Annotated in this window: 26 protein-coding genes and 1 riboswitch; of the genes, 16 read left to right on the top strand and 10 right to left on the bottom strand. The window is 38.4% G+C overall.

All coding sequences use genetic code 11. The features are described from left to right. Positions 1-13 precede the first annotated feature (13 nt). A complete protein-coding gene (locus ACLHDF_RS19370) occupies positions 14-622 on the bottom strand; it encodes a biotin transporter BioY (protein ID WP_413920315.1) in 609 nt (202 codons plus the stop codon). Positions 623-832: 210 nt separating this feature from the next. Beyond that, positions 833-1,084, bottom strand: coding sequence for a YhdB family protein (locus ACLHDF_RS19365; RefSeq protein ID WP_013055267.1), 252 nt, complete (start codon positions 1,082-1,084; stop codon positions 833-835). Between the two features lie 321 nt (positions 1,085-1,405). Here ACLHDF_RS19365 and ACLHDF_RS19360 point away from each other — a divergent pair, with 321 nt between their 5' ends. The 3 genes from ACLHDF_RS19360 to ACLHDF_RS19350 all read left to right on the top strand — a co-directional run bounded on the left by ACLHDF_RS19360 (position 1,406) and on the right by ACLHDF_RS19350 (position 3,769). After that, positions 1,406-2,815, top strand: coding sequence for a SpoVR family protein (locus ACLHDF_RS19360; RefSeq protein WP_413920314.1), 1,410 nt, complete (start codon positions 1,406-1,408; stop codon positions 2,813-2,815). A 126-nt stretch (positions 2,816-2,941) separates the two neighbouring features. Then, positions 2,942-3,271, top strand: a complete 330-nt coding sequence (locus ACLHDF_RS19355) for an antibiotic biosynthesis monooxygenase family protein (protein WP_413920313.1) — start codon at positions 2,942-2,944, stop codon at positions 3,269-3,271. A 66-nt stretch (positions 3,272-3,337) separates the two neighbouring features. Next, entirely contained in the window at positions 3,338-3,769 is a 432-nt protein-coding gene (locus tag ACLHDF_RS19350; RefSeq protein WP_013081642.1) for an Rrf2 family transcriptional regulator, read from the top strand. 53 nt (positions 3,770-3,822) lie between these two features. Here ACLHDF_RS19350 and ACLHDF_RS19345 read toward each other — a convergent pair whose 3' ends face one another. Further along, positions 3,823-4,818 (bottom strand): NADPH:quinone oxidoreductase family protein, encoded by a 996-nt coding sequence (locus ACLHDF_RS19345; protein ID WP_413920312.1) that lies wholly within the window; start codon positions 4,816-4,818, stop codon positions 3,823-3,825. A gap of 179 nt (positions 4,819-4,997) precedes the next feature. Here ACLHDF_RS19345 and ACLHDF_RS19340 point away from each other — a divergent pair, with 179 nt between their 5' ends. Next, positions 4,998-5,942: a nucleoside hydrolase gene (locus ACLHDF_RS19340; protein WP_413920311.1), complete on the top strand. Its 945-nt coding sequence runs from the start codon at positions 4,998-5,000 to the stop codon at positions 5,940-5,942. 34 nt (positions 5,943-5,976) lie between these two features. Here the strand turns inward: ACLHDF_RS19340 and ACLHDF_RS19335 are convergent, their stop codons facing one another. Genes ACLHDF_RS19335 through ACLHDF_RS19325 form a run of 3 tightly spaced genes read right to left on the bottom strand, consistent with a single transcriptional unit; the run spans position 5,977 to position 8,251 of the window. After that, on the bottom strand, positions 5,977-6,711 hold the full coding sequence (locus ACLHDF_RS19335; RefSeq protein WP_413920310.1) for an amino acid ABC transporter ATP-binding protein: 735 nt from the start codon (positions 6,709-6,711) through the stop codon (positions 5,977-5,979). 30 nt (positions 6,712-6,741) lie between these two features. Then, positions 6,742-7,446: an amino acid ABC transporter permease gene (locus tag ACLHDF_RS19330; RefSeq protein WP_251398943.1), complete on the bottom strand. Its 705-nt coding sequence runs from the start codon at positions 7,444-7,446 to the stop codon at positions 6,742-6,744. After that, positions 7,430-8,251: an amino acid ABC transporter substrate-binding protein gene (locus ACLHDF_RS19325; RefSeq protein ID WP_413920309.1), complete on the bottom strand. Its 822-nt coding sequence runs from the start codon at positions 8,249-8,251 to the stop codon at positions 7,430-7,432. The genes ACLHDF_RS19330 and ACLHDF_RS19325 overlap by 17 nt, the downstream gene beginning before the upstream one ends. 341 nt (positions 8,252-8,592) lie before the next feature. Between ACLHDF_RS19325 and ACLHDF_RS19320 the strand changes: the two genes are divergently transcribed. The 9 genes from ACLHDF_RS19320 (at position 8,593) to thiD (ending at position 14,580) form a co-directional block, all read left to right on the top strand. Further along, the gene (locus ACLHDF_RS19320; protein WP_413920308.1) at positions 8,593-8,991 is read left to right on the top strand and encodes a fluoride efflux transporter FluC; all 399 of its coding nucleotides are present in this window, start codon (positions 8,593-8,595) and stop codon (positions 8,989-8,991) included. Next, on the top strand, positions 8,992-9,381 hold the full coding sequence (crcB, locus tag ACLHDF_RS19315) for a fluoride efflux transporter CrcB (protein WP_413920307.1): 390 nt from the start codon (positions 8,992-8,994) through the stop codon (positions 9,379-9,381). 47 nt (positions 9,382-9,428) lie between these two features. Then, a complete protein-coding gene (locus ACLHDF_RS19310; protein ID WP_413920306.1) occupies positions 9,429-9,644 on the top strand; it encodes a hypothetical protein in 216 nt (71 codons plus the stop codon). 159 nt (positions 9,645-9,803) lie between these two features. Continuing rightward, positions 9,804-9,905, top strand: a riboswitch (TPP riboswitch). Between the two features lie 122 nt (positions 9,906-10,027). Then, positions 10,028-10,651, top strand: coding sequence for a thiamine phosphate synthase (locus ACLHDF_RS19305; RefSeq protein ID WP_413920305.1), 624 nt, complete (start codon positions 10,028-10,030; stop codon positions 10,649-10,651). Beyond that, complete coding sequence (gene thiO, locus ACLHDF_RS19300) at positions 10,635-11,762, top strand: glycine oxidase ThiO (protein ID WP_413920304.1); 1,128 nt, start codon at positions 10,635-10,637, stop codon at positions 11,760-11,762. The genes ACLHDF_RS19305 and thiO overlap by 17 nt, the downstream gene beginning before the upstream one ends. Then, positions 11,759-11,962 (top strand): sulfur carrier protein ThiS, encoded by a 204-nt coding sequence (thiS, locus tag ACLHDF_RS19295; RefSeq protein ID WP_413920303.1) that lies wholly within the window; start codon positions 11,759-11,761, stop codon positions 11,960-11,962. Before thiO ends, thiS begins: the two co-directional genes overlap by 4 nt. Before the next feature lie 5 nt (positions 11,963-11,967). Next, positions 11,968-12,735, top strand: a complete 768-nt coding sequence (locus tag ACLHDF_RS19290; RefSeq protein WP_413920302.1) for a thiazole synthase — start codon at positions 11,968-11,970, stop codon at positions 12,733-12,735. Beyond that, complete coding sequence (locus tag ACLHDF_RS19285) at positions 12,732-13,751, top strand: thiazole biosynthesis adenylyltransferase ThiF (protein ID WP_413920301.1); 1,020 nt, start codon at positions 12,732-12,734, stop codon at positions 13,749-13,751. The genes ACLHDF_RS19290 and ACLHDF_RS19285 overlap by 4 nt, the downstream gene beginning before the upstream one ends. 22 nt (positions 13,752-13,773) lie before the next feature. Further along, on the top strand, positions 13,774-14,580 hold the full coding sequence (gene thiD, locus ACLHDF_RS19280; RefSeq protein WP_413920300.1) for a bifunctional hydroxymethylpyrimidine kinase/phosphomethylpyrimidine kinase: 807 nt from the start codon (positions 13,774-13,776) through the stop codon (positions 14,578-14,580). 31 nt (positions 14,581-14,611) lie between these two features. Here thiD and gpmA read toward each other — a convergent pair whose 3' ends face one another. Then, positions 14,612-15,337, bottom strand: coding sequence for a 2,3-diphosphoglycerate-dependent phosphoglycerate mutase (gpmA, locus tag ACLHDF_RS19275; protein WP_413920299.1), 726 nt, complete (start codon positions 15,335-15,337; stop codon positions 14,612-14,614). A gap of 182 nt (positions 15,338-15,519) precedes the next feature. On the opposite strand from gpmA, the gene ACLHDF_RS19270 reads away from it, so the two are divergent. After that, the gene (locus ACLHDF_RS19270; RefSeq protein ID WP_413920298.1) at positions 15,520-15,717 is read left to right on the top strand and encodes a hypothetical protein; all 198 of its coding nucleotides are present in this window, start codon (positions 15,520-15,522) and stop codon (positions 15,715-15,717) included. A 38-nt stretch (positions 15,718-15,755) separates the two neighbouring features. Here the strand turns inward: ACLHDF_RS19270 and ACLHDF_RS19265 are convergent, their stop codons facing one another. Beyond that, complete coding sequence (locus ACLHDF_RS19265; protein ID WP_413920297.1) at positions 15,756-16,376, bottom strand: NAD(P)-dependent oxidoreductase; 621 nt, start codon at positions 16,374-16,376, stop codon at positions 15,756-15,758. A 184-nt stretch (positions 16,377-16,560) separates the two neighbouring features. On the opposite strand from ACLHDF_RS19265, the gene ACLHDF_RS19260 reads away from it, so the two are divergent. Further along, entirely contained in the window at positions 16,561-17,826 is a 1,266-nt protein-coding gene (locus tag ACLHDF_RS19260) for a hemolysin family protein (protein WP_413920296.1), read from the top strand. Between the two features lie 65 nt (positions 17,827-17,891). Here the strand turns inward: ACLHDF_RS19260 and ACLHDF_RS19255 are convergent, their stop codons facing one another. Continuing rightward, on the bottom strand, positions 17,892-18,110 hold the full coding sequence (locus tag ACLHDF_RS19255; protein WP_413920295.1) for a small, acid-soluble spore protein, alpha/beta type: 219 nt from the start codon (positions 18,108-18,110) through the stop codon (positions 17,892-17,894). A 296-nt stretch (positions 18,111-18,406) separates the two neighbouring features. Between ACLHDF_RS19255 and ACLHDF_RS19250 the strand changes: the two genes are divergently transcribed. Beyond that, a complete protein-coding gene (locus ACLHDF_RS19250) occupies positions 18,407-18,649 on the top strand; it encodes a hypothetical protein (protein ID WP_413920294.1) in 243 nt (80 codons plus the stop codon). Between the two features lie 24 nt (positions 18,650-18,673). Here the strand turns inward: ACLHDF_RS19250 and ACLHDF_RS19245 are convergent. Then, a partial coding sequence (locus tag ACLHDF_RS19245) for an ABC transporter ATP-binding protein (RefSeq protein ID WP_413920293.1) occupies positions 18,674-19,227 on the bottom strand: 554 nt, incomplete at its 5' end.

Genomic DNA, 19,227 nt, shown 5'->3' with positions numbered 1-19,227 from the left:
GAGCAGGCTTTTCTTATGATACTTTATTTGATTGCGTATTTGACGAATACGAAGAAGATTGTATGGCTTTATAAATTCGCGGAGCAAGCATGGCCCCAAAAACGGTAAAAATAAGATCCTTTACTGCAAACCACGACATAATCTTCCAAGCGGCTGAATATGTCATGGCAGGAGCTTCAAGCCAGTAATTAACGGCTACATACATATACGTAGTACCAATTAAGTAAATCACTGTAATACCAACTAACGACGAAATTAAAAAGATAGAAAAAGTTGGCTTACCGCGCATTTCCATAATTTTTCCTGTAACAAACGCCGCCACAATATAAGAAAGTAAAAAGCCCCCGGTGCTTCCAAACAAAATACCAATTCCTGCTTTAAACTGAGCAAATACCGGAGCGCCAGCAATGCCAATTAATACATATACAATCATTGAAATAGAACCCATTCGGCTCCCTAGTAAAAGTCCTGCTAATATAACAAAAAAAGGCTGAAGTGAAAGAGGCACGCCGCCTACTTGTAAAAAAGGTGCCCAGGAAGTAATGTTTGCACCAATAGCCATAAGAGCTGCAAACATACCGGCTAGTGTTAAATCTAATGTGCGAAACCTTTTAGTATTCATATATGTTCCTCCCAGTATGTACTGAAATATCTTAGCATATGTATTGAAAATTGTACGTCGAATCTATTTTTATGTCAACAATAAAAATTAATATGTTTACATATATCGTTTGATGTTTTCTGAAATGAAGCATGTATATTTTTAGTGCAACATAAAAAAATAAAGAAGGGAATTCATCCCTTCTTTGTCCAAGTGTGTGTATCAAAAATACTAGTACAATGATTCTTCCAAGAGTTCCGGGTTGTGCTCCGAATATTCCGTTGCATGATCAATGTAACGTAGTAAAGAATAAAGCTCTTCTTGAATGATGCGGTAGTTTCGTTCAAAATTGTAGGCGTGCAAAAAATGTTCAATCTTTTTTGAAAGAAAATCGTCGTCTGTTCGAACCATTAAAATTAATAAGTTATCCCATTGTGAACGGTGTGTGTAATATAAAGCTCGATCATAATCAATTACATCCATTAATAACGTTCCTCCTTTTGAGGAGTTGAAATTAGTGTATGATATTTGCGGGAATTCTTACGCTGTAAATGTTGGGCGAAAGACCAGTGCATAATTAAAAGAGGCTGTAGTCGTTATATAAGAAGAATAAGCGTATAGCACCGGATAAATGATAAGAAAGGCAAAGAGTAATGCAGCGTAACCGTCATATTACATCCATTATTTAAGACAACTAAATAAAAATCCCCTTTTCTTGAAAAAATAAAGCTTCTTTTTGATGAAAACACATGAATTGACATGTTTGTACATAGATTGAAGTAAGGAGTGAAAGGGGGAGCTGTCGTGAAAGAAGCGGATTATAAGCAATTATACCGTGCGATTGATGAAATTACGGAAATAGCTAGCGGGTTCGGTTTAGATTTTTATCCGATGCGCTATGAAATTTGCCCGGCAGATATTATTTATACGTTTGGTGCATATGGGATGCCAACTCGTTTTTCACATTGGAGCTTTGGAAAACAATTTTATAAAATGAAATTACACTACGATCTTGGATTAAGTAAAATTTATGAACTAGTTATCAATTCAGATCCTTGCTATGCATTTTTATTGGATTCCAATGCGCTTATTCAGAATAAATTAATTGTAGCTCACGTGTTAGCTCACTGTGACTTCTTTAAAAATAACAGTCGTTTTGCCAATACTAAACGTGACATGGTAGAAAGTATGGCAGCGACCGCTGATCGAATTAAAGAATACGAAGTAAAGCACGGTAAGCGTGAAGTAGAAAAGTTTTTAGATGCTGTCTTATCGATTCAGGAACATATTGATCCGTCTCTTATGCGCGCCAAGCTTTCTTGGAGCATAGATGATGTGGAATCATCGGAAGAAGAAATTGTTTCTCCTTATGATGATTTATGGAATTTGGATTATAAAGAAAAGAAAAAACCAAAGCCTCCAAAGTCTTTTAAAAAATTTCCACCTCAACCTGAAAAAGATATTTTATTATTTATCGAAGAATACAGTCCGTATCTAGAGGATTGGCAGCGAGATATTTTAACCATGATGCGAGAAGAAATGCTTTATTTTTGGCCGCAGCTTGAAACAAAAATTATGAATGAAGGCTGGGCTTCTTTCTGGCATCAGCGCATTATTCGAGAAATGGACTTAACGAGTGATGAAGCGATAGAATTCGCCAAGCTAAATGCAGGGGTTGTGCAGCCATCTAAGACGGGAATCAATCCATATTATTTAGGATTAAAAATCTTTGAAGATATTGAGGAGCGATACAACACTCCAACAAAGGATATGATTCGTCGGGGCGTGGAGCCGGGTTCGGGAAGAGAGAAGATGTTTGAGGTACGTGAAGTTGAATCAGATATTTCCTTTATCCGCAATTACTTAACAAAAGACTTAGTCATGCGCGAAGATATGTACTTATTTCAAAAACAAGGAAAAGACTATAAAATCGTAGACAAAGAATGGACGGAAGTTAGAGACCAGCTTGTCAATATGCGTGTAAACGGTGGCTTTCCTTACATCACAGTAACAAATGGAGACTATTTAAAAAATGGAGAGCTTTATTTAAAACACTGGTATGAAGGAATTGAATTAGATGTTAAATACTTAGAAAAAGTGGTGCCATATGTGCATCAGCTTTGGGGGCGACCAGTTCATTTAGAAACTATAATGGAAGGCAAGCCAATCGCTTTTACGTATGATGGGAAAACAGTGCATAGAAAACATTTGTAGAAAAGAAGACCGCTTAAATAGCGGTCTTTTTGTGGTACTAAAGTTTATTATCCATATAAATTGAAAAAATAAAATTATTATGCAATAATTTAATGAGAATTATTTTCATTTAGAAAGGAAGATAAGATGTTTGTTGTAAACGCAAGTTTTGAAACAGAAAAGCAATTTGAAGACCAGCTCAAGCAAAAAGCTAAGAAAAATAAGGCAGAAATTGAGGCAGCCAAAGGAAATTTATCGTTCGAATGCTGGAAAAAAGATTCGGTGGATAAAGTTGAATATGTCTTTGTATCCAAGTGGGAAGAAAAACAGTTCTTTCAAGCGTGGATTTCAAGAGAAGAACACGTGAACGAACATAAAGAAGTGAATAAAAAGAAAACGCAAGCACCAGCTGAAGCTATGAAAGTCAAGAAAACGCTGCGTTTTTATGAGGCGGTAGAAGAAGGTATTCTTTCCTAAATGAGTCTGCTTGACTTTTACAAATGTTGTAACTATAATGATTACAACTAACTGGGAGTGAAAGCAATGAAAATTAGCAGCCGATTTACCGTGGCCGTTCACATACTGTCTTTAATTAAAGTAGATAGCAGTCACCCTAGTACCTCAGAGTGGATTGCTAGTAGTGTAAATACAAATCCTGTTGTCATAAGACGTGTAATTGGGATGTTAAAGAAAGCTGGACTTGTGGGCGTAAAAGCCGGAGCTGGCGGAGCTTATCTATTGAAAGATTTAGAAGAGATAACGTTGTTAGACGTTTACCGAGCGGTGGCGGCAGTGGAAGAGGGAGAATTGTTTCAAATGCATGAAAATCCTAATGTTGAGTGTCCTGTAGGAGCCAATATTCAAAGTGTACTTGAATTGATTTTAAAACGTTCTCAAGATGCTATGGAACAAGTCTTGGCTGATGTGACTATGAAAGAATTAGTGACGGATTTAATAGCAAAAATAGATGCATAATAATATGCTTCTGTTCGTGAAAAAAACGGAGAAACCTAAGTTTCTCCGTTTTTTTATAGCTTTACAATTGTTCGCCCTCGAGCTTGTCCTTTTAGTAAAGTCGGGAGCACCTCAGGGAGATCTTGTAGTGAAATTTCTTGCTGAATGAAAGGTTCGAAGTTTTTAGGCTTAAAGTCATTAGCAAGTCTATTCCAAATCTCTTTTCGAATTGGCATTGGGCAGTAAACAGAATCAATACCTAACAAATTAACCCCTCTTAAAATGAACGGAAAGACGGTTGTTGGCACTTTGCCTCCAGCTGTTAGCCCGCTGACCGCTACAGAGCCTCCGTACTGAATTTGACTGAGAACAGAAGCTAAAGGCTCTCCGCCAACAGGATCTACTGCAGCCGCCCATTTTTGCTTGCCTAATGCTTTTAATTTGCCGTTATAAATATCTTCGCGTCCTACAATCGAGGAAGCGCCAAGCTCTTTCAAATAAGCTGCTTCCGAGCTTTTTCCAGTACTTGCTTCCACTGTGTAGCCTAATTTTGAAAGGATGGCAACCGCAAAGCTTCCTACGCCACCCGTAGCGCCTGTTACAAGCACAGAGCCGTTAGCTGGACTAATATGGTTTTCCTCTAATCGGTGTACAGATAAAGCAGCCGTAAAGCCCGCTGTTCCGATAATCATTGCTTCTTTTAACGTCAAATTTTCAGGAAGAGGGACAATCCATTCACTGCGTATGCGCGCATACGCACTATAGCCTCCAAAGTGTGATACCCCAATGTCATAGCTTGTTGCGATGACACGATCTCCTTCTTTAAAATCAGGGCTGTCAGAAGATACAACGACTCCTGCCAGGTCGATTCCTGGGACAAACGGATAGCTTGTCACAATATTGCCGTTTGCGATGCTGGCTAAGCTATCTTTATAATTCACCCCTGAATAATGAACACGAATAAGTACATCGCCTTCTGGCAGATCGTTTAGCGTTAGTTCTTTGACCAACGCCTCCACTTGGTCTTCACTTTTTTTGTCTACTACTAATGCTGAAAATGATTGCTCCATTTTATTTCTCCTTTCTATATTGAGATGTATATATCTATACATAGATTACCTTATTTCTATACCCATTATAGAAAATAGTAAGAGAAATTCATAATACTTTGATTACGAAACGAATCATTTCATTATAAAATGGTGGTATAGCTATTAGTTAGCAATGCATAGAAAAGAGGAGAAGGGAAATGAGCACAAATGTATATTTTAACCATGATGCAGGTATTGATGATTTAGTATCACTTTTTTTACTGTTGCAAATGGAGGATGTAAAGGTAACAGGGGTATCTGTTATTCCTGCTGACGGATATCTAGAGCCAGGTATTAGTGCAAGCCAAAAAATTATTGATCGCTTTGGAGGGTATGATATCGAAGTAGCCAAATCTACTTCACGCGGTATGAACCCATTTCCAAAAGAATGGCGTATGCATACATTTTATGTAGATGCCCTGCCAATTCTAAATGAAAAAGGGGAAGTGCAAACAAAAATAAGTCAGCTGCCTGCTCACGATCATTTAATTGAAACATTACAGCATACACCCGGAAAGATGACTTTATTATTTACAGGACCGTTAACTGATTTAGCAAGAGCACTAGAAAAAGCGCCGGAAATAGAAGAGAAAATTGACAAGTTAGTGTGGATGGGCGGTACATTCCAAGAAATGGGAAATGTGCAGGAGCCTGAACATGATGGAACGGCGGAGTGGAATGCTTTTTGGGATCCAGAAGCTGTAGCAAAAGTATGGGAAAGCAGGATTAAAATTGAGATGGTTGCTTTAGAAAGCACGAATCAAGTTCCATTAACGCCGGCTATTCGTCAAATGTGGGCTTCACTTCGAAGGTATGAAGGAGTAGACTTTGTAGGGCAGTGCTATGCGGCTTGCCCGCCGCTTGTACACGTTGAAACCAATTCAACTTATTATTTGTGGGATGTACTCACAACGGCATTTACAGGTAATTCAACACTTGTGAAGGTAAAAACCGTTTCAAGTATTGTACATACGAAAACACCGAGCCAAGGAAGAACAGAAATTTCTCAAGAGGGACGACCTGTAGACGTCGTGTATGATGTCACAGCTGAAGAATTCTTTACGTACATTACAAATTTGATGAAAAAAGCAGTAGCAAAATAAAGAAAAAGGTTGCACATCAAAGTGTGCAACCTTTTTAATGAATCATATTCAAGAATTGACGTGTCCGCTCTTGTTGAGGATTTGAGAATATTTGATCGGGTGTACCTCTTTCTATAATGATGCCTTGATCCATAAAAATAACTTCATCTGCTACTTCACGGGCAAAGCGCATTTCGTGAGTTACCACAACCATTGTCATTCCTTCTTTTGCTAGGTCTTTCATTGCTTGAAGAACATCTCCTACAAGCTCAGGATCAAGAGCTGAAGTAGGCTCATCAAACAGCATAACTTTTGGATCCATCGCCATTGCTCGGGCGATACCAACACGCTGTTGTTGTCCGCCTGATAGCTGAAAAGGGTAAAAGTCAAGTTTATCGCCTAAACCAACGCGTGTTAACAATTCTTTTCCTCTCTTTTCTGCTTCTTGAGTGGAAACACCTTTTACGATAACGGGACCTTCCATAACGTTTTCAAGCGCATTTTTATGAGGAAACAAGTTATAGTTTTGAAAGACCATACCTGTTAGACTGCGAAATAAAATAATGTCTTTTTTGCGAACAGGTTTGGTGAAATTCATGCTTTTTTTATCAAGTTCAATCGTACCGTCTGTTGGGATTTCTAAAAGATTTAAGCAACGTAAAAAAGTGGTTTTACCAGATCCAGAAGGACCGATTAGTACAATTACCTTGCCTTGTTCAACTTCTAAATCAATCCCTTTTAATACTTGCAAATCACCGAATGATTTATGCAAATTTTTGATATTAATCATATGAAAAACTCCTTTAGCTACTTGAAACGGTTATTTAGATACGTAACGATCTAGTCTTATTTCAATGCGTCCTTGGATAATGGATAAGATTGTGCACATAATCCAGTATAAGAGTGCTGCTTCACTATAAAGAAGTAAAAACTCATAGTTAGTCGAAGCAATTTCTTGAGCTTTACGGAACATCTCAGAAACAAGAATAAGCGATGCAAGTGATGTATCTTTAATAAGACTAATAAAAGAGTTAGATAATGGCGGAATTGATACACGTGCTGCTTGCGGTAAGATAATCCGTCTTAACGCTTGGGAATAAGTCATACCAAGTGAGTAACCAGCTTCCCATTGCCCTTTAGGGATAGATTGAATCGCTGCCCGGATAATTTCAGATGCATAAGCACCTACACTTAATGAAAACCCAATAATAGCAGAGATAAATGGGTCAATTGTTATATCTAAGTTCGGTAATCCGTAGAAAATAATAAATAATTGCACAAGCAGCGGTGTACCGCGAATAATCGATACATAGATGCGCGCAATTATATTTAAAATTTTTATAGATGATAAACGAGCTAAGGCTGTTAAGACAGCTAAAATAATACCGAGTACAAACGTAATTAATGTTAGTGGAATAGAATATTGAATAGCTCCCTTTAGCATTGGTAAGAGGGATGATTGAGCGATTGAAATCAATTGATTCAATCGCTCTCCATCAGGAATAATGTTATTTAGGAGAAACATCTTCGCCAAACCATTTCTTGGAAATTTTCTCGTATGTTCCGTCTTTTTTCATATCTTTTAATGCTTTATTTACTTCATCCACTAACTTACTGCTATCTTTTCTAAACATAAAACCGCTTGCAGCACCATCGGATTTCTCATCCGCGATTTTGATAGGTGCGTTAGGATGCTTTTTCTTATAGTCAAGGAATGATAATTTATCATTGATTGTAGCATCGACCCGGTTTGCGCTCATTAGTTCTACCGCTTGAGCAAAACCTTCAGCACTCGTAATATTTGCACCGTAAGATTGAGCCATATCTTTGTAGTTACTTGTTAATGACTGTGCAGATTTTTTTCCTTTTAAATCTTTAAATGATTTGATATCTTTTTCGTCTTTACGAACAATTAATACAGCGCCTGACTGGATGTATGGGTCAGAGAAATCGTATTTCTTTTGACGATCTTCGCGAATGCCAACTTCATTAGCAATCATGTCAAAGCGTTTAGCATCTAATCCAGCAAACATGCCATCCCACTGTGTTTCTTTGAACTCAGCTTTTACGCCAAGACGCTTAGCTACTTCTTGAGCCAATTCTACATCAAACCCAGTTAGCTTTTGTTTGTCGTCATGAAAAGTGAACGGAGGGTATGTACCTTCAGTTCCAATTGTTAATACACCATCTTTTTTCACTTTATCGTATAAATCTTCTTGTGAAGATTTATTGTCTCCATTGTTTGCTTCATTTTTTGAGCTAGAACCGCATGCGGCAAGCACAACTGTGAAAGCTAATAGCAGCGACAAAAGTGCAGCAAATTTCTTCATTTTCTAAACCCCCTAGTATTCTGATAGGAAATGATACTCTGTGATACTAAACAAGAACACAGCAAAAGTCAATAAAAAAAACTTATACGATTAATGTGACTTAAAATAAGGGAAATATACCTTCTATACAACGTTTGGCACAAGGATACAGAAAGGTTTAAAAATTTGGATTAAGTGGATTTTTAAGGGATATTTGAGGAGTGAAAAGGAAGTTTCATGTGACGATTTTCTCTTTCATTTTTTCATGACTTTTGGTGCAATAAACATATAGTTAAATGTTAAGGTAGAAATAAATTCCTTATGGTACACTTAAAGAAGAATTTATGAAACGGAGCGATATGATGAAAGTCATAAATTTAATCTCAATTGCCTTTGGTGCTATCGCTGGTACATATGCACGCTATTTGCTAAATCTTTCCTTATTATATACGGGATATCCAATAGGAACGGTAATTGAAAACCTATTAGGAAGCTTCATACTAGGACTATTAACAGGATTTTTTACATGGAAACAGCCAAAAGAATGGATAAAGCTTGGGCTAGGCGTTGGCGTGTGTGGTGGTTTTACTACGTATTCAACGTTTGCAGGAGACTTCGTTTCTCTCATTCAGCATCATGTATTTGGTGGAGCCATTTACGTCATTGTCTCTTTAGTAGGTGGGATCCTTCTTGCTTTAGCAGGCTATCTATGCGGTGAAGCGGCAGGGAAAAATTTAGTGAAAGTACATGAGGTGAAGTAAATGAGCATAGTGAGCTTGGCGCTTGGTGGAGCGGCTGGAGGAATATGCCGTTATCTTTTGGGGTTAAAAGTTACAAAAATAGTTTCAAATCCTCCTTTTCCAGTATCAATGCTGTTTGTTAACTTGCTCGGTGCGTTGGGGCTTGGGCTTTTTTACGGTAGTTATTATGGAAAGGTTCCGAGTCATGCTTATGATGACTCAATATTTTTAATAATTGGCATTGGCTTTTTTGGAGCCTTTACCACTTTTTCAACGTTTAGTGTGGAAACCGTGCAGTTAATTCGAGAAAAATCTTATCGGAAAATGTTGGCGTACGTGGGGATTTCAGCATTTGGAACAATTGGTTTATTTACAGTCGGTTTACTGGCAGGAACGTTTTTATTTAACTAAGGAGAACGTTTCTAGTAGGGAAAAACAAAAAGACGGAGAAGTAGAGAATGGATAGAAAAGCAGAAGTTTGGAAATATATTTTGTTGATTGTGGCTATTGCAGGTCAAATCATCGGTTTTTTATTTTTATTTATAAATGTTGTGGCGGCGTTTATTTTTTACGGTTTTTATATTCTAACTTTTATTACGTTACTCCTGCTGTTTATATGGGATCGGAAAAAGGAAAAAGACAAAGAAGAATTTGAGGACTATACTGATTACTAACCATATAAAAAGCAGAGTGGTGCGGTGCGTCGGGCCTCTTACGTAAAGAGGCTTAAAAAATACATATATGAAAGGAAGAGAGCTGTAAGAGCACAAAGGGATATTGTATTTACATCTAATTGTGTTATAATTTTAAGTGCAAAAACAAAATTAATAAATAGCAATCACTAGGGGAGCTCTTTGGAGCTGAGACGAATGTATTTCGGACCCTTTGAACCTGATCTGGTTTGGACCAGCGTAGGGAAGTGGCGATCATGTTTACATAACAATGCATGCTAACCACTCTACGTTGTAGAGTGGTTTTTTTATATGTAATAAAGCCCTCTGCACAAGATGAAGTGATTGAAATTTCTCTTTATTCTGAATGGAAAGGTTTCGATCATGTGGATATTCCTAAATTTCATATCATTACAACAGATAAGCAGTCAATCGAAGAGCTTCAGAAAATTTTAACAGCTATCGAGCCTTTTGCGGGCGCTGTTCATATTAGAGAAAAACAGAAAACGGCAAAGCAGATTCAATGTTTGCTAGAAAGTCTGCCATTTTGTCACTCTAAAATTATTGTAAATGACCGAGTTGATGTAGCATATGCTTTAAAAGCAAAGGGAGTACAGCTTGCCTATCATAGCTTAGACGTTTCGTTTGTTATAGACGCATTTTCTTCTCTTATGGTCGGAAAATCAGTTCACTCTGTGGAAGAAGCACTAGAAGCTGAAAAAGAGGGTGCTCACTATATTCTATACGGACATATTTATTCAACTCATTCAAAAAAAGGATTAAAAAGTCGAGGGATAGCGGCACTAAAAGAAGTAGTAGACGCCGTGAGGATACCGGTTATTGCCATTGGAGGAATTACACCTGCAAATGCCAAAGAGGTGCTTCAAACAGGAGCACACGGTATAGCCGTGATGTCTGGCGTCATGCTTGCGCAAGATCCGCTCAAAGCAATCAAACAATATTCTCACATATGGCCATCTGGAGGTGGAGAAAATGAAGCAGCATTATGATGTACTGCTAGTCGGAGGAGGCATAATCAGCTCTTCTATCGCTTATCATTTGTCAAAACAAGGAGCGTCAGTAGCCATTCTTGAGCGCAATCAAATCGGGTGTGAAGCTTCAAGTGCAGCCGCTGGTATTTTAGGCGCTCAAGCTGAAATTGATGAAGAAGGCCCTCTTTTAGACTTAGCTATTAGAAGCAGAAGCATGTTTCCTGAACTGGTTAAGGAATTAAAAGAAAAAACGGCCATCGACGTAGAGCTTATTCAAAAAGGCTTATTAAAAGTCGCTGTAACGGAAGAAGATGCACATGTATTAAAGAAAAAAGCCGCTCAGCATCATCGATGGGATGAACATGTAAGATGGATTGATGTAAATGAAGCGCGCTTGTTAGAACCGGGGCTCTCTCCAGACATACACGGAGCAATTACTATACCGGGAGACGGTCAGCTAGCTCCAGCTAAGTTAACACAAGCTCTTGCTCATGGAGCCTTGTATCATGGAGCAGATGTATTTGAATACTGTGACGTTCATTCTCTTATCATGGAAAATGAAGCAGTAAAAGGTGTGAAGACGTCTAAAGGCTTTTTTTATGGAGAAAAAGTCGTTATTGCAGCAGGCTCATGGGCTAAACGCTTTATTTCTTCTGAACATTTAGGCCATGTGTTTCCTGTGAAAGGAGAGTGTATTGCTCTTCAAAGTCATAAGCCGCTGCTTTCTAAGACGATTTTTTTAGATGAAGGTTTTTATTTAGTGCCTAAAGCGGGCGGAAGAATTGTAATCGGGGCAACTAAGCTACAGCACGATTTTACCAAGACGGTTTCTGCACAAGGTATTCAATTTTTACTAAATAAAGCCGTTACGCTCCTGCCGGCTATCAAAGAAGCAACATTTGAAAAAGCATGGGCAGGTCTTCGGCCACAAACAAATGATGGTTGGCCTTATCTAGGAGAGCATCCTGAAATAGCGAATCTACACATGGCGTTTGGCCACTACCGAAACGGTATTTTATTAAGTGCTGCAACTGGAAAAATTATGGCTGATGCTTTGTTAGGGAAAAGTCCGAATCATTCATTTTTTACATCATTTCAGCTAACAAGAGCAATGGAGGGAGTTCATTGAATCTAATTATTAATGGTAAGACTGTCACTGTGGGAGATGAAATTGAAACCGTCGAACACCTGTTACAGGCTCAGAACCTGCATGAGCGAGTTGTAATTGTTGAGTTAAACAAGAACATTTTGCAAAAAGAAGAACATAGCGATGCAGGCTTAAAAGATGGAGATACATTAGAAGTTGTTTCATTTGTCGGAGGAGGATGAAGAGTATGTTAAAAATTGGACAATATACATTTAATTCACGTTTATTATTAGGAACAGGGAAGTTTCCGGACTTTACGACTCAGCGTCAAGCGGTAGAAGAGTCGGAAACAGAAATTTTAACATTTGCCGTTAGAAGAATGGATATTTTTGATCAAAATCAGCCTAATTTACTAGAAGCGCTTGATGTGAAGCGTTTCACTCTATTGCCTAATACTGCCGGAGCAAAAAATGCAGAAGAGGCGGTACGTATTGCTAAATTAGCAAAGGCGTCTGGACTTTGTGATATGGTGAAAGTAGAAGTAATTGGATGTGATAAAACGCTGCTTCCTGATCCAGTTGAAACATTAAAAGCCAGTGAAGAACTGTTAAAAGAAGGCTTTACTGTTCTACCTTACACATCGGATGATGTTTTACTTGCGCGCCGTTTGGAAGAGTTAGGCGTACATGCCATTATGCCAGGAGCTTCGCCTATCGGTTCAGGTCAAGGTATTGTTAACCCGTTGAACATGCGTTTTATTATTGAACAATCAAATGTGCCAGTGATTGTAGATGCAGGTATTGGAACGGCTTCAGATGCAGCTCAAGCTATGGAGCTAGGAGCAGATGGCGTGTTATTAAATACAGCTGTTTCAGGAGCAAAAGATCCTGTGAAAATGGCTCGTGCTATGAAACTAGCGATTGAAGCAGGACGAGCAGCATTTGAAGCAGGACGCATTGAAAAGAAACAATATGCAACGGCAAGCAGCCCAACAGAAGGGATGAGTATCGGTTGATTAATCGTTATTCCCGCCAAGAATTGTTTCAACCTATCGGAAAAGGCGGACAGCAGCAAATTCAAGAAAAGCATGTTCTAATTGTAGGAGCAGGTGCTCTTGGAACAGGGAATGCCGAGGCTCTTGTACGAGCGGGTGTGAAGAAAATAACCCTCATTGACCGAGACTATGTAGAGTGGAGCAACCTTCAGCGGCAACAATTATATAGTGAAAAAGATGCTGATAAAAGAATCCCAAAAGCAATTGCCGCTAAAAAACGACTTCATGACATTAATCATGATGTAAAAGTAGAAGCGCACGTAGCAGACGGCACCCCTCAAGTTTTGGAGCAGCTCATTGAGGGGGTAGATGTTCTGATTGATGCAACCGATAATTTTGACACGCGTCTTGTAATGAATGATTTATCGCAAAAATATAATATTCCTTGGATTTACGGAGCGTGTGTAGGAAGTTATGGCATTAGTTATACCATCATACCGAGTGAAACACCGTGTTTATCCTGTTTACTTGAATCTGTTCCGCTTGGAGGATTAACTTGTGATACAGTGGGAATTATTAGTCCTGCTGTGCAAATGGTAGTCGCTCATCAAGTAACAGAAGTGTTAAAAATATTAGTGGGAGACTGGGGGGCACTCAGGAGAGAACTTGTTTCGTTTGATGTATGGAAAAATGAGTATACGAGCATCAATGTGAACGCCTTTCGAAAATCAGCTTGCCGCTCATGCGGTAGCGAACAAACATATCCCTTTTTACAATATGAAAATCAAACGAAAACAGCTGTGCTATGCGGAAGGAACACGGTGCAGATCCGTCCGGGCAAATCAGCCAAGCAGCCGCTGCAGTCTTTAGGTGAACGATTAACAGAAAGAGGATATAAAATTGAACAAAATCCGTATCTGCTTTCTTTTTATGTAGATGATTACCGTTTAGTTATGTTTCAAGATGGGCGAGTCTTTGTCCATGGAACAAATGATATAGTAGAGGCAAAGTCGCTTTATCATCGGTATATTGGATAAGAAAGAGATGGAGGTTTCAAGCATGACAGTACCAAAAGCATTAACCATTGCTGGATCAGACAGCGGTGGAGGAGCAGGCATTCAAGCTGATTTAAAAACATTTCAAGAGCGTGGCGTTTTTGGAATGTCTGTGATTACAGCTGTCACTGCACAAAATACAGTCGGTGTGCAAGGAGTTTACCCGTTAGAAGTAGAAGCAGTCGAAACGCAGTTGGATTCAATTGCGACTGACTTATTTCCTAATGCAGTTAAGACAGGCATGTTATTCAGTGCTGATATTATTTACGCAGTGGCTCGTAAAATCAAACAATACGGACTGCAAAACGTTGTAGTCGATCCTGTTATGATTGCAAAAGGTGGACAGTCTCTTCTTCAAAGAGAAGCTGTACAGGCTCTAAAAGAATTATTGCCTCTTTGTGAAGTCATTACGCCAAACATACCAGAGGCGGAAGTTATCACAGGTAAAGAAATTCACACGCTTGAAGACAGAAAAGAAGCGGCCAAACAGCTGCATGAGCTAGGTGTAAAGCATGTGGTAATTAAAGGAGGACATGACCAATCACATCAAGAGATGATTGATTTAGTGTATGATGGTCATGAGTATGTTGAAATCAAGCATGAAAAGGTAAATACAAAGCATACGCACGGAACGGGATGCACGTTTGCCGCTTGCGTTACTGCTGAACTAGCGAAAAACAAAAGCGTGGTTGAAGCAGTCCAAACCGCTTCGAATTTTGTTCACTATGCAATAAAGCATACGCTTGAAATTGGTTCCGGACACGGTCCTACTAATCATTGGGCGTATAGAAAACACTTTCGTTCTTCATAAAGGAAACGTGCCTACAATCTAGGCACGTTTTTTATGAAGAAGGAATATGTGTAGGAATCTCTCCGTCGATGCCTAAATAATAATGTCTAATAGGCTTTAAATTTTCATCAAGCTCATAAACAAGCGGCACGCTTGTCGGAATATTTAAGTTCGCAATGCCGTCAGGAGAAATGTTATCTAAATACTGCATTAGAGCTCTAATCGTATTGCCGTGAGCGGAGATGATAACTTTTTTGCCAGCTTTAATAGAAGGAGCAATGATTTCGTCCCAGTATTCAAGGACCCGCTTTTCTGTATCAGCTAAGTTTTCAGTCACAGGAAATTGCTCCTTACTTAAGTCCTTATATTTCGGATTGGAAGCTTCATAGCGAATATCTCTTGTCTCTAAAGCAGGAGGGCGTTCGTTCATCGATCTTCTCCACAAATGTACTTGCTCTTCGCCGAATTTTTTTGCGGTTTCTTCTTTGTTCAAACCTTGAAGAGCTCCGTAGTGTCGTTCATTCAACCTCCAAGACTTGTATACAGGAATCCACATGAAGTCCATTTGATGTAAGATAATCCACAGAGTGCGAATGGATCGTTTTAGAACAGAAGTATAAGCAATATCAAACACATACTCGTTTTTCTTTAATACTTTTCCAGCTTCTCGCGCTTCTTGCAATCCATTTTTGGAAAGGTCTACATCCGTCCAGCCTGTAAATTTGTTTTCAAGGTTCCATACGCTTTGCCCATGCCGAATCAATACAAGTTTTATCATCATGTTCTCCTTTCAACAGTGACTAAAGACTATATTCTTTCTTATTATGAGAAGGAAAAAGTTTTTTATCCTAAAGCTGGGGAAAGGGGGTTTTTAGCACTTAGAAAAAGTGCTGCCGAAAAGTAAAGCTTTAACTTTTTTACGCATATGATAAAAATAAAAAAGTGAAGGGAAGATAGTGGATGAATGACCAAGAACGTCAGATTCAAGTGCTTCACGGCCAGATTGAAGATTTAAAAGAAGAAATTTATCAAATGAAGCTTGATATCAGCTCGTTGGAAAAAGAAAAAGGAAAACCCGTTTGGACACCGGCTCTCGTTGGTCAAATAGGGGGTTTTGTTCTAGGTGGATTAGCTATCATTGGTATCTTTTGGATGTAGAACTTCTCGTATTGAAAACGAGAAGTTCTCCGTATTTTTCAATAAGCAATTCCAACGCGGCATTTGGGGAATTTTTGAGCCCATATCTCATGGTAGGTAAAGTGAGCGGTATCTCCCGTTGAAATTTTAACGGCATCAGCTGGTAAAATATCTTTCTCCACTCGGTACGTACCTGTTATTTCACCGTCAGGCAAGTATGTTGGGCATATCACAGTCCAGTTTAGATCACTTTCCTTCAAACTTAAGTATCCTTTTAAATGATCTTCTGCTGCTCTGGTCGTTTTACGCTTTGATTCATTTGATTGAAAACGATACTTTTCTGGTTCTGTTCGTGATTGTAAGATACCTGCAGTTCCAATAGTAAGAATACGATGAACGCCGTAATGCTTCATGCTTTTTATAATAAGCGGCATACTTTTTGAAATCGTTTCAGCACCATCTGTATTTAACGCACTGACTACAATGTCTTGGTTCTTGAGGGCAAAGTTGATATTTTCTTGATGAAGTACGTCGCCTTGTAAGATATGTAGGTTTGGATGACTAATCTTTAGCTTATTTCGCTCTCTCACAAGTACAGTAACGTCGTTTTCATCTTTTAGCATCATTTTTAATAAAGACTGCCCAACTCGTCCTGTAGAGCCTAAAAGTAAAATTTTCATTGGTCACACTCCTCCTTAAAAGATAGTATCTATTCTTTAGGATATACAATCTGCATACTTATTCATAATAAAAAGCATGCGTAGCATAGAGTAATACAAAGTTGATGAATAAAATATTCAACAACAACAAAATTTGATATGATAAAAAGACAGAAAAATCAAAAAACAGGAGAGTGAATGTCTTTTGGGAGACTTGCCTCTGAATCAAATGATGATATTAGTCGTGTTGCTTATGTTATCAGCTTTCTTTTCATCTGCTGAGACAGCCTTTTCGAGCGTAAACAAAATTCGTTTAAAACATTACGCTGAGAAAAAGCATCGAGGAAGTAAAAAAGCGCTGCACATTGCTGAACACTTTGAGCAGGCGCTATCGACGATTTTAGTAGGAAATGTTGTCGTGAACATTGCTGCGTCCTCTTTGGCGGCTAAAATTGCCCTCGATGTATTTAAAGGAAACCTAGCACTTGTGATTAGTATCATTGTTATGACCATCATCATTTTGATTTTTGGTGAAGTCTTGCCAAAATCGCTAGCTAAAGAGCATGCCGAATCTTTTGCGCTGATGATTTCATCATTGTTATTTATTATTATTAAATTATTAACCCCAATATCCTTCTTGTTTTTACAGGTGAAAAAAGGAGCTTCTCACTTATTAGCGTCTGCTCCTACACCAACGATTACAGAAGATGAAATTAAAGTGATGGTAGATTTAAGCGAAGAAGAAGGAACGATTAATAATATTGAAAAAGAGCTAGTTCATCGCTCACTCAATTTTAATGACATTGTGGTAGGGCAAATCTTAAAACCTAGAATTGATGTCACAGCTGTTGACGTAAATGCCGATATTGATTCAGTTTGTCAAATGTTTCTTGAAGAGAGATATTCGAGAGTTCCTGTATACGAAAATCATATTGATAATATTATTGGCATTTTATCAGAAAGAGAATTTTTAACCCGTTTAGTCCAAGGAAAAGAGATTTCTATTCGAGACTTGTTAAGACAACCTATTTTCGTGGTAGAATCCATGAAAATATCTGTTCTATTGCCAGAACTTCAAAAAAGTAAGGTGCACATGGCAATTGTAGTTGACGAGTTTGGTGGAACGGCCGGTCTTGTTACCTTAGAGGATATATTAGAAGAAATTGTAGGGGAGATTTGGGATGAACATGACGAAGCTGTTAAGTATGTACAGCAGGTAGGGGAAGAGGAGTACGAATTTAACGCCGACATCCCCATTGATGAATTTTTAACCTATGTAGCGGTTAGTTCTCCTGACAGTACGTGTCATACCTTAGGGGGATGGATATATGAACAGTTTGATCATATTCCTGCTAAAGGAGACTTTTTTTCATATGAAGAGATACTATTTACCGTTAACGAGGTGGAAAATCGACGTATTCGCAAAGTTTCGGTAAAATCGTTTACGAATACGAAAGAGGAAGCTGATTAAAAGAAACTAGAAAGCGCTCCAAGAGGTCTTGGAGCGCTAAAGTCATAATATGAAATTAGTTAATATTAGTACTTGCCGCCTAGGTTTTGCTCAGCTAATTGTACTAAACGTTTTGTGATTTCGCCACCAATAGATCCGTTCGCACGAGCTGTTGCATCTGGTCCTAAGTTTACACCAAACTCACTAGCGATTTCGAACTTCATTTGATCGATAGCAGCTTGAGCACCAGGCTCTACTAACTTGTTTGATGAATTTCTGTTTGATGCATTTTGATAATTTGCCATGTGTATTCATCTCCTCGTTAGATAAAATAGATTGTAATGGTTGAGTTAGCTGGAGTTGAACCAGCAGAGCAGATGCATCGTTATATCTGCTTGCCTACCGCGGCGTAACTCAATGTTTGCGAGCTGTTGTGCTCGGTTGTTACTAGTATTATGGCGAAAGGTAAAAAACATATACATAGAAAATTTTGGTAATTTATAGAAAATTCATATAAAGTTTTATAAAGAGTAAGAGAGTTTTATTCTGTGCATATTACATATTATAGGTACATACTGATCAGGTAAAGCGAGGTGCGCGGATGTCGATTTGTTCCTTATGTAATGGGTTTAGTGATGTGCAAATGACGTGCAAAACATGTGGAGGAGTGCTGGGGGATATGGGAAAAGTCAGCGACTATTTTGATGATTACAGTGCTTATATGGAAATCGATCAGTTAAAAGTGGAAAATGGTTATCCTAGTGATTTAGCAAATCATCAATGTATTCATCTCTTTTACTGTTCTAATTGTCATAGTGAAGAATTGAAGCAAATACAGGAATAAAAAAAGACCCCTAGAGGTCTTTTTTTATTCGTGCTCAGCACGGATGCGCTGTTCTGATTCTGCATCAAAGAAATGCGCTTTGTTCATATCTAATGCTAAGTCTAGAGATTGAAGAGGTTTAATATCTGTTCTAGAATCCACGCGCGCTACAAAATCTTGTCCGCCAAGTTTAGAATAAAGCATGGTTTCAGCACCCATTAACTCGGATACATCGACTTTAATTGTAACTTTTGTGCCAGGTGAAGATTCAATAAATACAGGCTCATCATGGAAATCTTCAGGACGGATACCTAAAATAATTTGTTTATTTAAATATCCTTGCTCACGAAGTATTTTCAATTTGCCTTCTGGAACTGCGAGAAGAGAATCGCCTATTTGAACCTTTCCGTCTTTTAATGTTCCTGTTAAGAAGTTCATAGCAGGAGAACCAATAAACCCGCCTACAAATACATTCTCAGGTTTTTCATATACTTCTTTTGGTGTACCAACCTGCTGGATAATACCATCTTTCATCACAACGAGACGAGAAGCCATTGTCATTGCTTCCGTTTGGTCATGTGTTACGTAAATTGTCGTTG

The sequence above is a fragment of the Priestia megaterium genome (genome assembly GCF_046599315.1).
In the GTDB taxonomy this organism is placed as follows: Bacteria; Bacillota; Bacilli; order Bacillales; family Bacillaceae_H; genus Priestia; species Priestia megaterium_F.
This window is presented reverse-complemented; position numbering and strand designations above follow the sequence as displayed.

Bases quoted from the DNA above. Each gene is read 5' to 3' on its own strand.
- ACLHDF_RS19370 (WP_413920315.1), bottom strand. From the start codon at position 622: ATGAATACTAAAAGGTTTCGCACATTAGATTTAACACTAGCCGGTATG.
- ACLHDF_RS19365 (WP_013055267.1), bottom strand. From the start codon at position 1,084: ATGGATGTAATTGATTATGATCGAGCTTTATATTACACACACCGTTCA.
- ACLHDF_RS19355 (WP_413920313.1), top strand. From the start codon at position 2,942: ATGTTTGTTGTAAACGCAAGTTTTGAAACAGAAAAGCAATTTGAAGAC.
- ACLHDF_RS19350 (WP_013081642.1), top strand. From the start codon at position 3,338: ATGAAAATTAGCAGCCGATTTACCGTGGCCGTTCACATACTGTCTTTA.
- ACLHDF_RS19345 (WP_413920312.1), bottom strand. From the start codon at position 4,818: ATGGAGCAATCATTTTCAGCATTAGTAGTAGACAAAAAAAGTGAAGAC.
- ACLHDF_RS19340 (WP_413920311.1), top strand. From the start codon at position 4,998: ATGAGCACAAATGTATATTTTAACCATGATGCAGGTATTGATGATTTA.
- ACLHDF_RS19335 (WP_413920310.1), bottom strand. From the start codon at position 6,711: ATGATTAATATCAAAAATTTGCATAAATCATTCGGTGATTTGCAAGTA.
- ACLHDF_RS19330 (WP_251398943.1), bottom strand. From the start codon at position 7,446: ATGTTTCTCCTAAATAACATTATTCCTGATGGAGAGCGATTGAATCAA.
- ACLHDF_RS19325 (WP_413920309.1), bottom strand. From the start codon at position 8,251: ATGAAGAAATTTGCTGCACTTTTGTCGCTGCTATTAGCTTTCACAGTT.
- ACLHDF_RS19320 (WP_413920308.1), top strand. From the start codon at position 8,593: ATGAAAGTCATAAATTTAATCTCAATTGCCTTTGGTGCTATCGCTGGT.
- crcB (WP_413920307.1), top strand. From the start codon at position 8,992: ATGAGCATAGTGAGCTTGGCGCTTGGTGGAGCGGCTGGAGGAATATGC.
- ACLHDF_RS19310 (WP_413920306.1), top strand. From the start codon at position 9,429: ATGGATAGAAAAGCAGAAGTTTGGAAATATATTTTGTTGATTGTGGCT.
- thiO (WP_413920304.1), top strand. From the start codon at position 10,635: ATGAAGCAGCATTATGATGTACTGCTAGTCGGAGGAGGCATAATCAGC.
- ACLHDF_RS19290 (WP_413920302.1), top strand. From the start codon at position 11,968: ATGTTAAAAATTGGACAATATACATTTAATTCACGTTTATTATTAGGA.
- thiD (WP_413920300.1), top strand. From the start codon at position 13,774: ATGACAGTACCAAAAGCATTAACCATTGCTGGATCAGACAGCGGTGGA.
- gpmA (WP_413920299.1), bottom strand. From the start codon at position 15,337: ATGATAAAACTTGTATTGATTCGGCATGGGCAAAGCGTATGGAACCTT.
- ACLHDF_RS19270 (WP_413920298.1), top strand. From the start codon at position 15,520: ATGAATGACCAAGAACGTCAGATTCAAGTGCTTCACGGCCAGATTGAA.
- ACLHDF_RS19265 (WP_413920297.1), bottom strand. From the start codon at position 16,376: ATGAAAATTTTACTTTTAGGCTCTACAGGACGAGTTGGGCAGTCTTTA.
- ACLHDF_RS19255 (WP_413920295.1), bottom strand. From the start codon at position 18,110: ATGGCAAATTATCAAAATGCATCAAACAGAAATTCATCAAACAAGTTA.
- ACLHDF_RS19250 (WP_413920294.1), top strand. From the start codon at position 18,407: ATGTCGATTTGTTCCTTATGTAATGGGTTTAGTGATGTGCAAATGACG.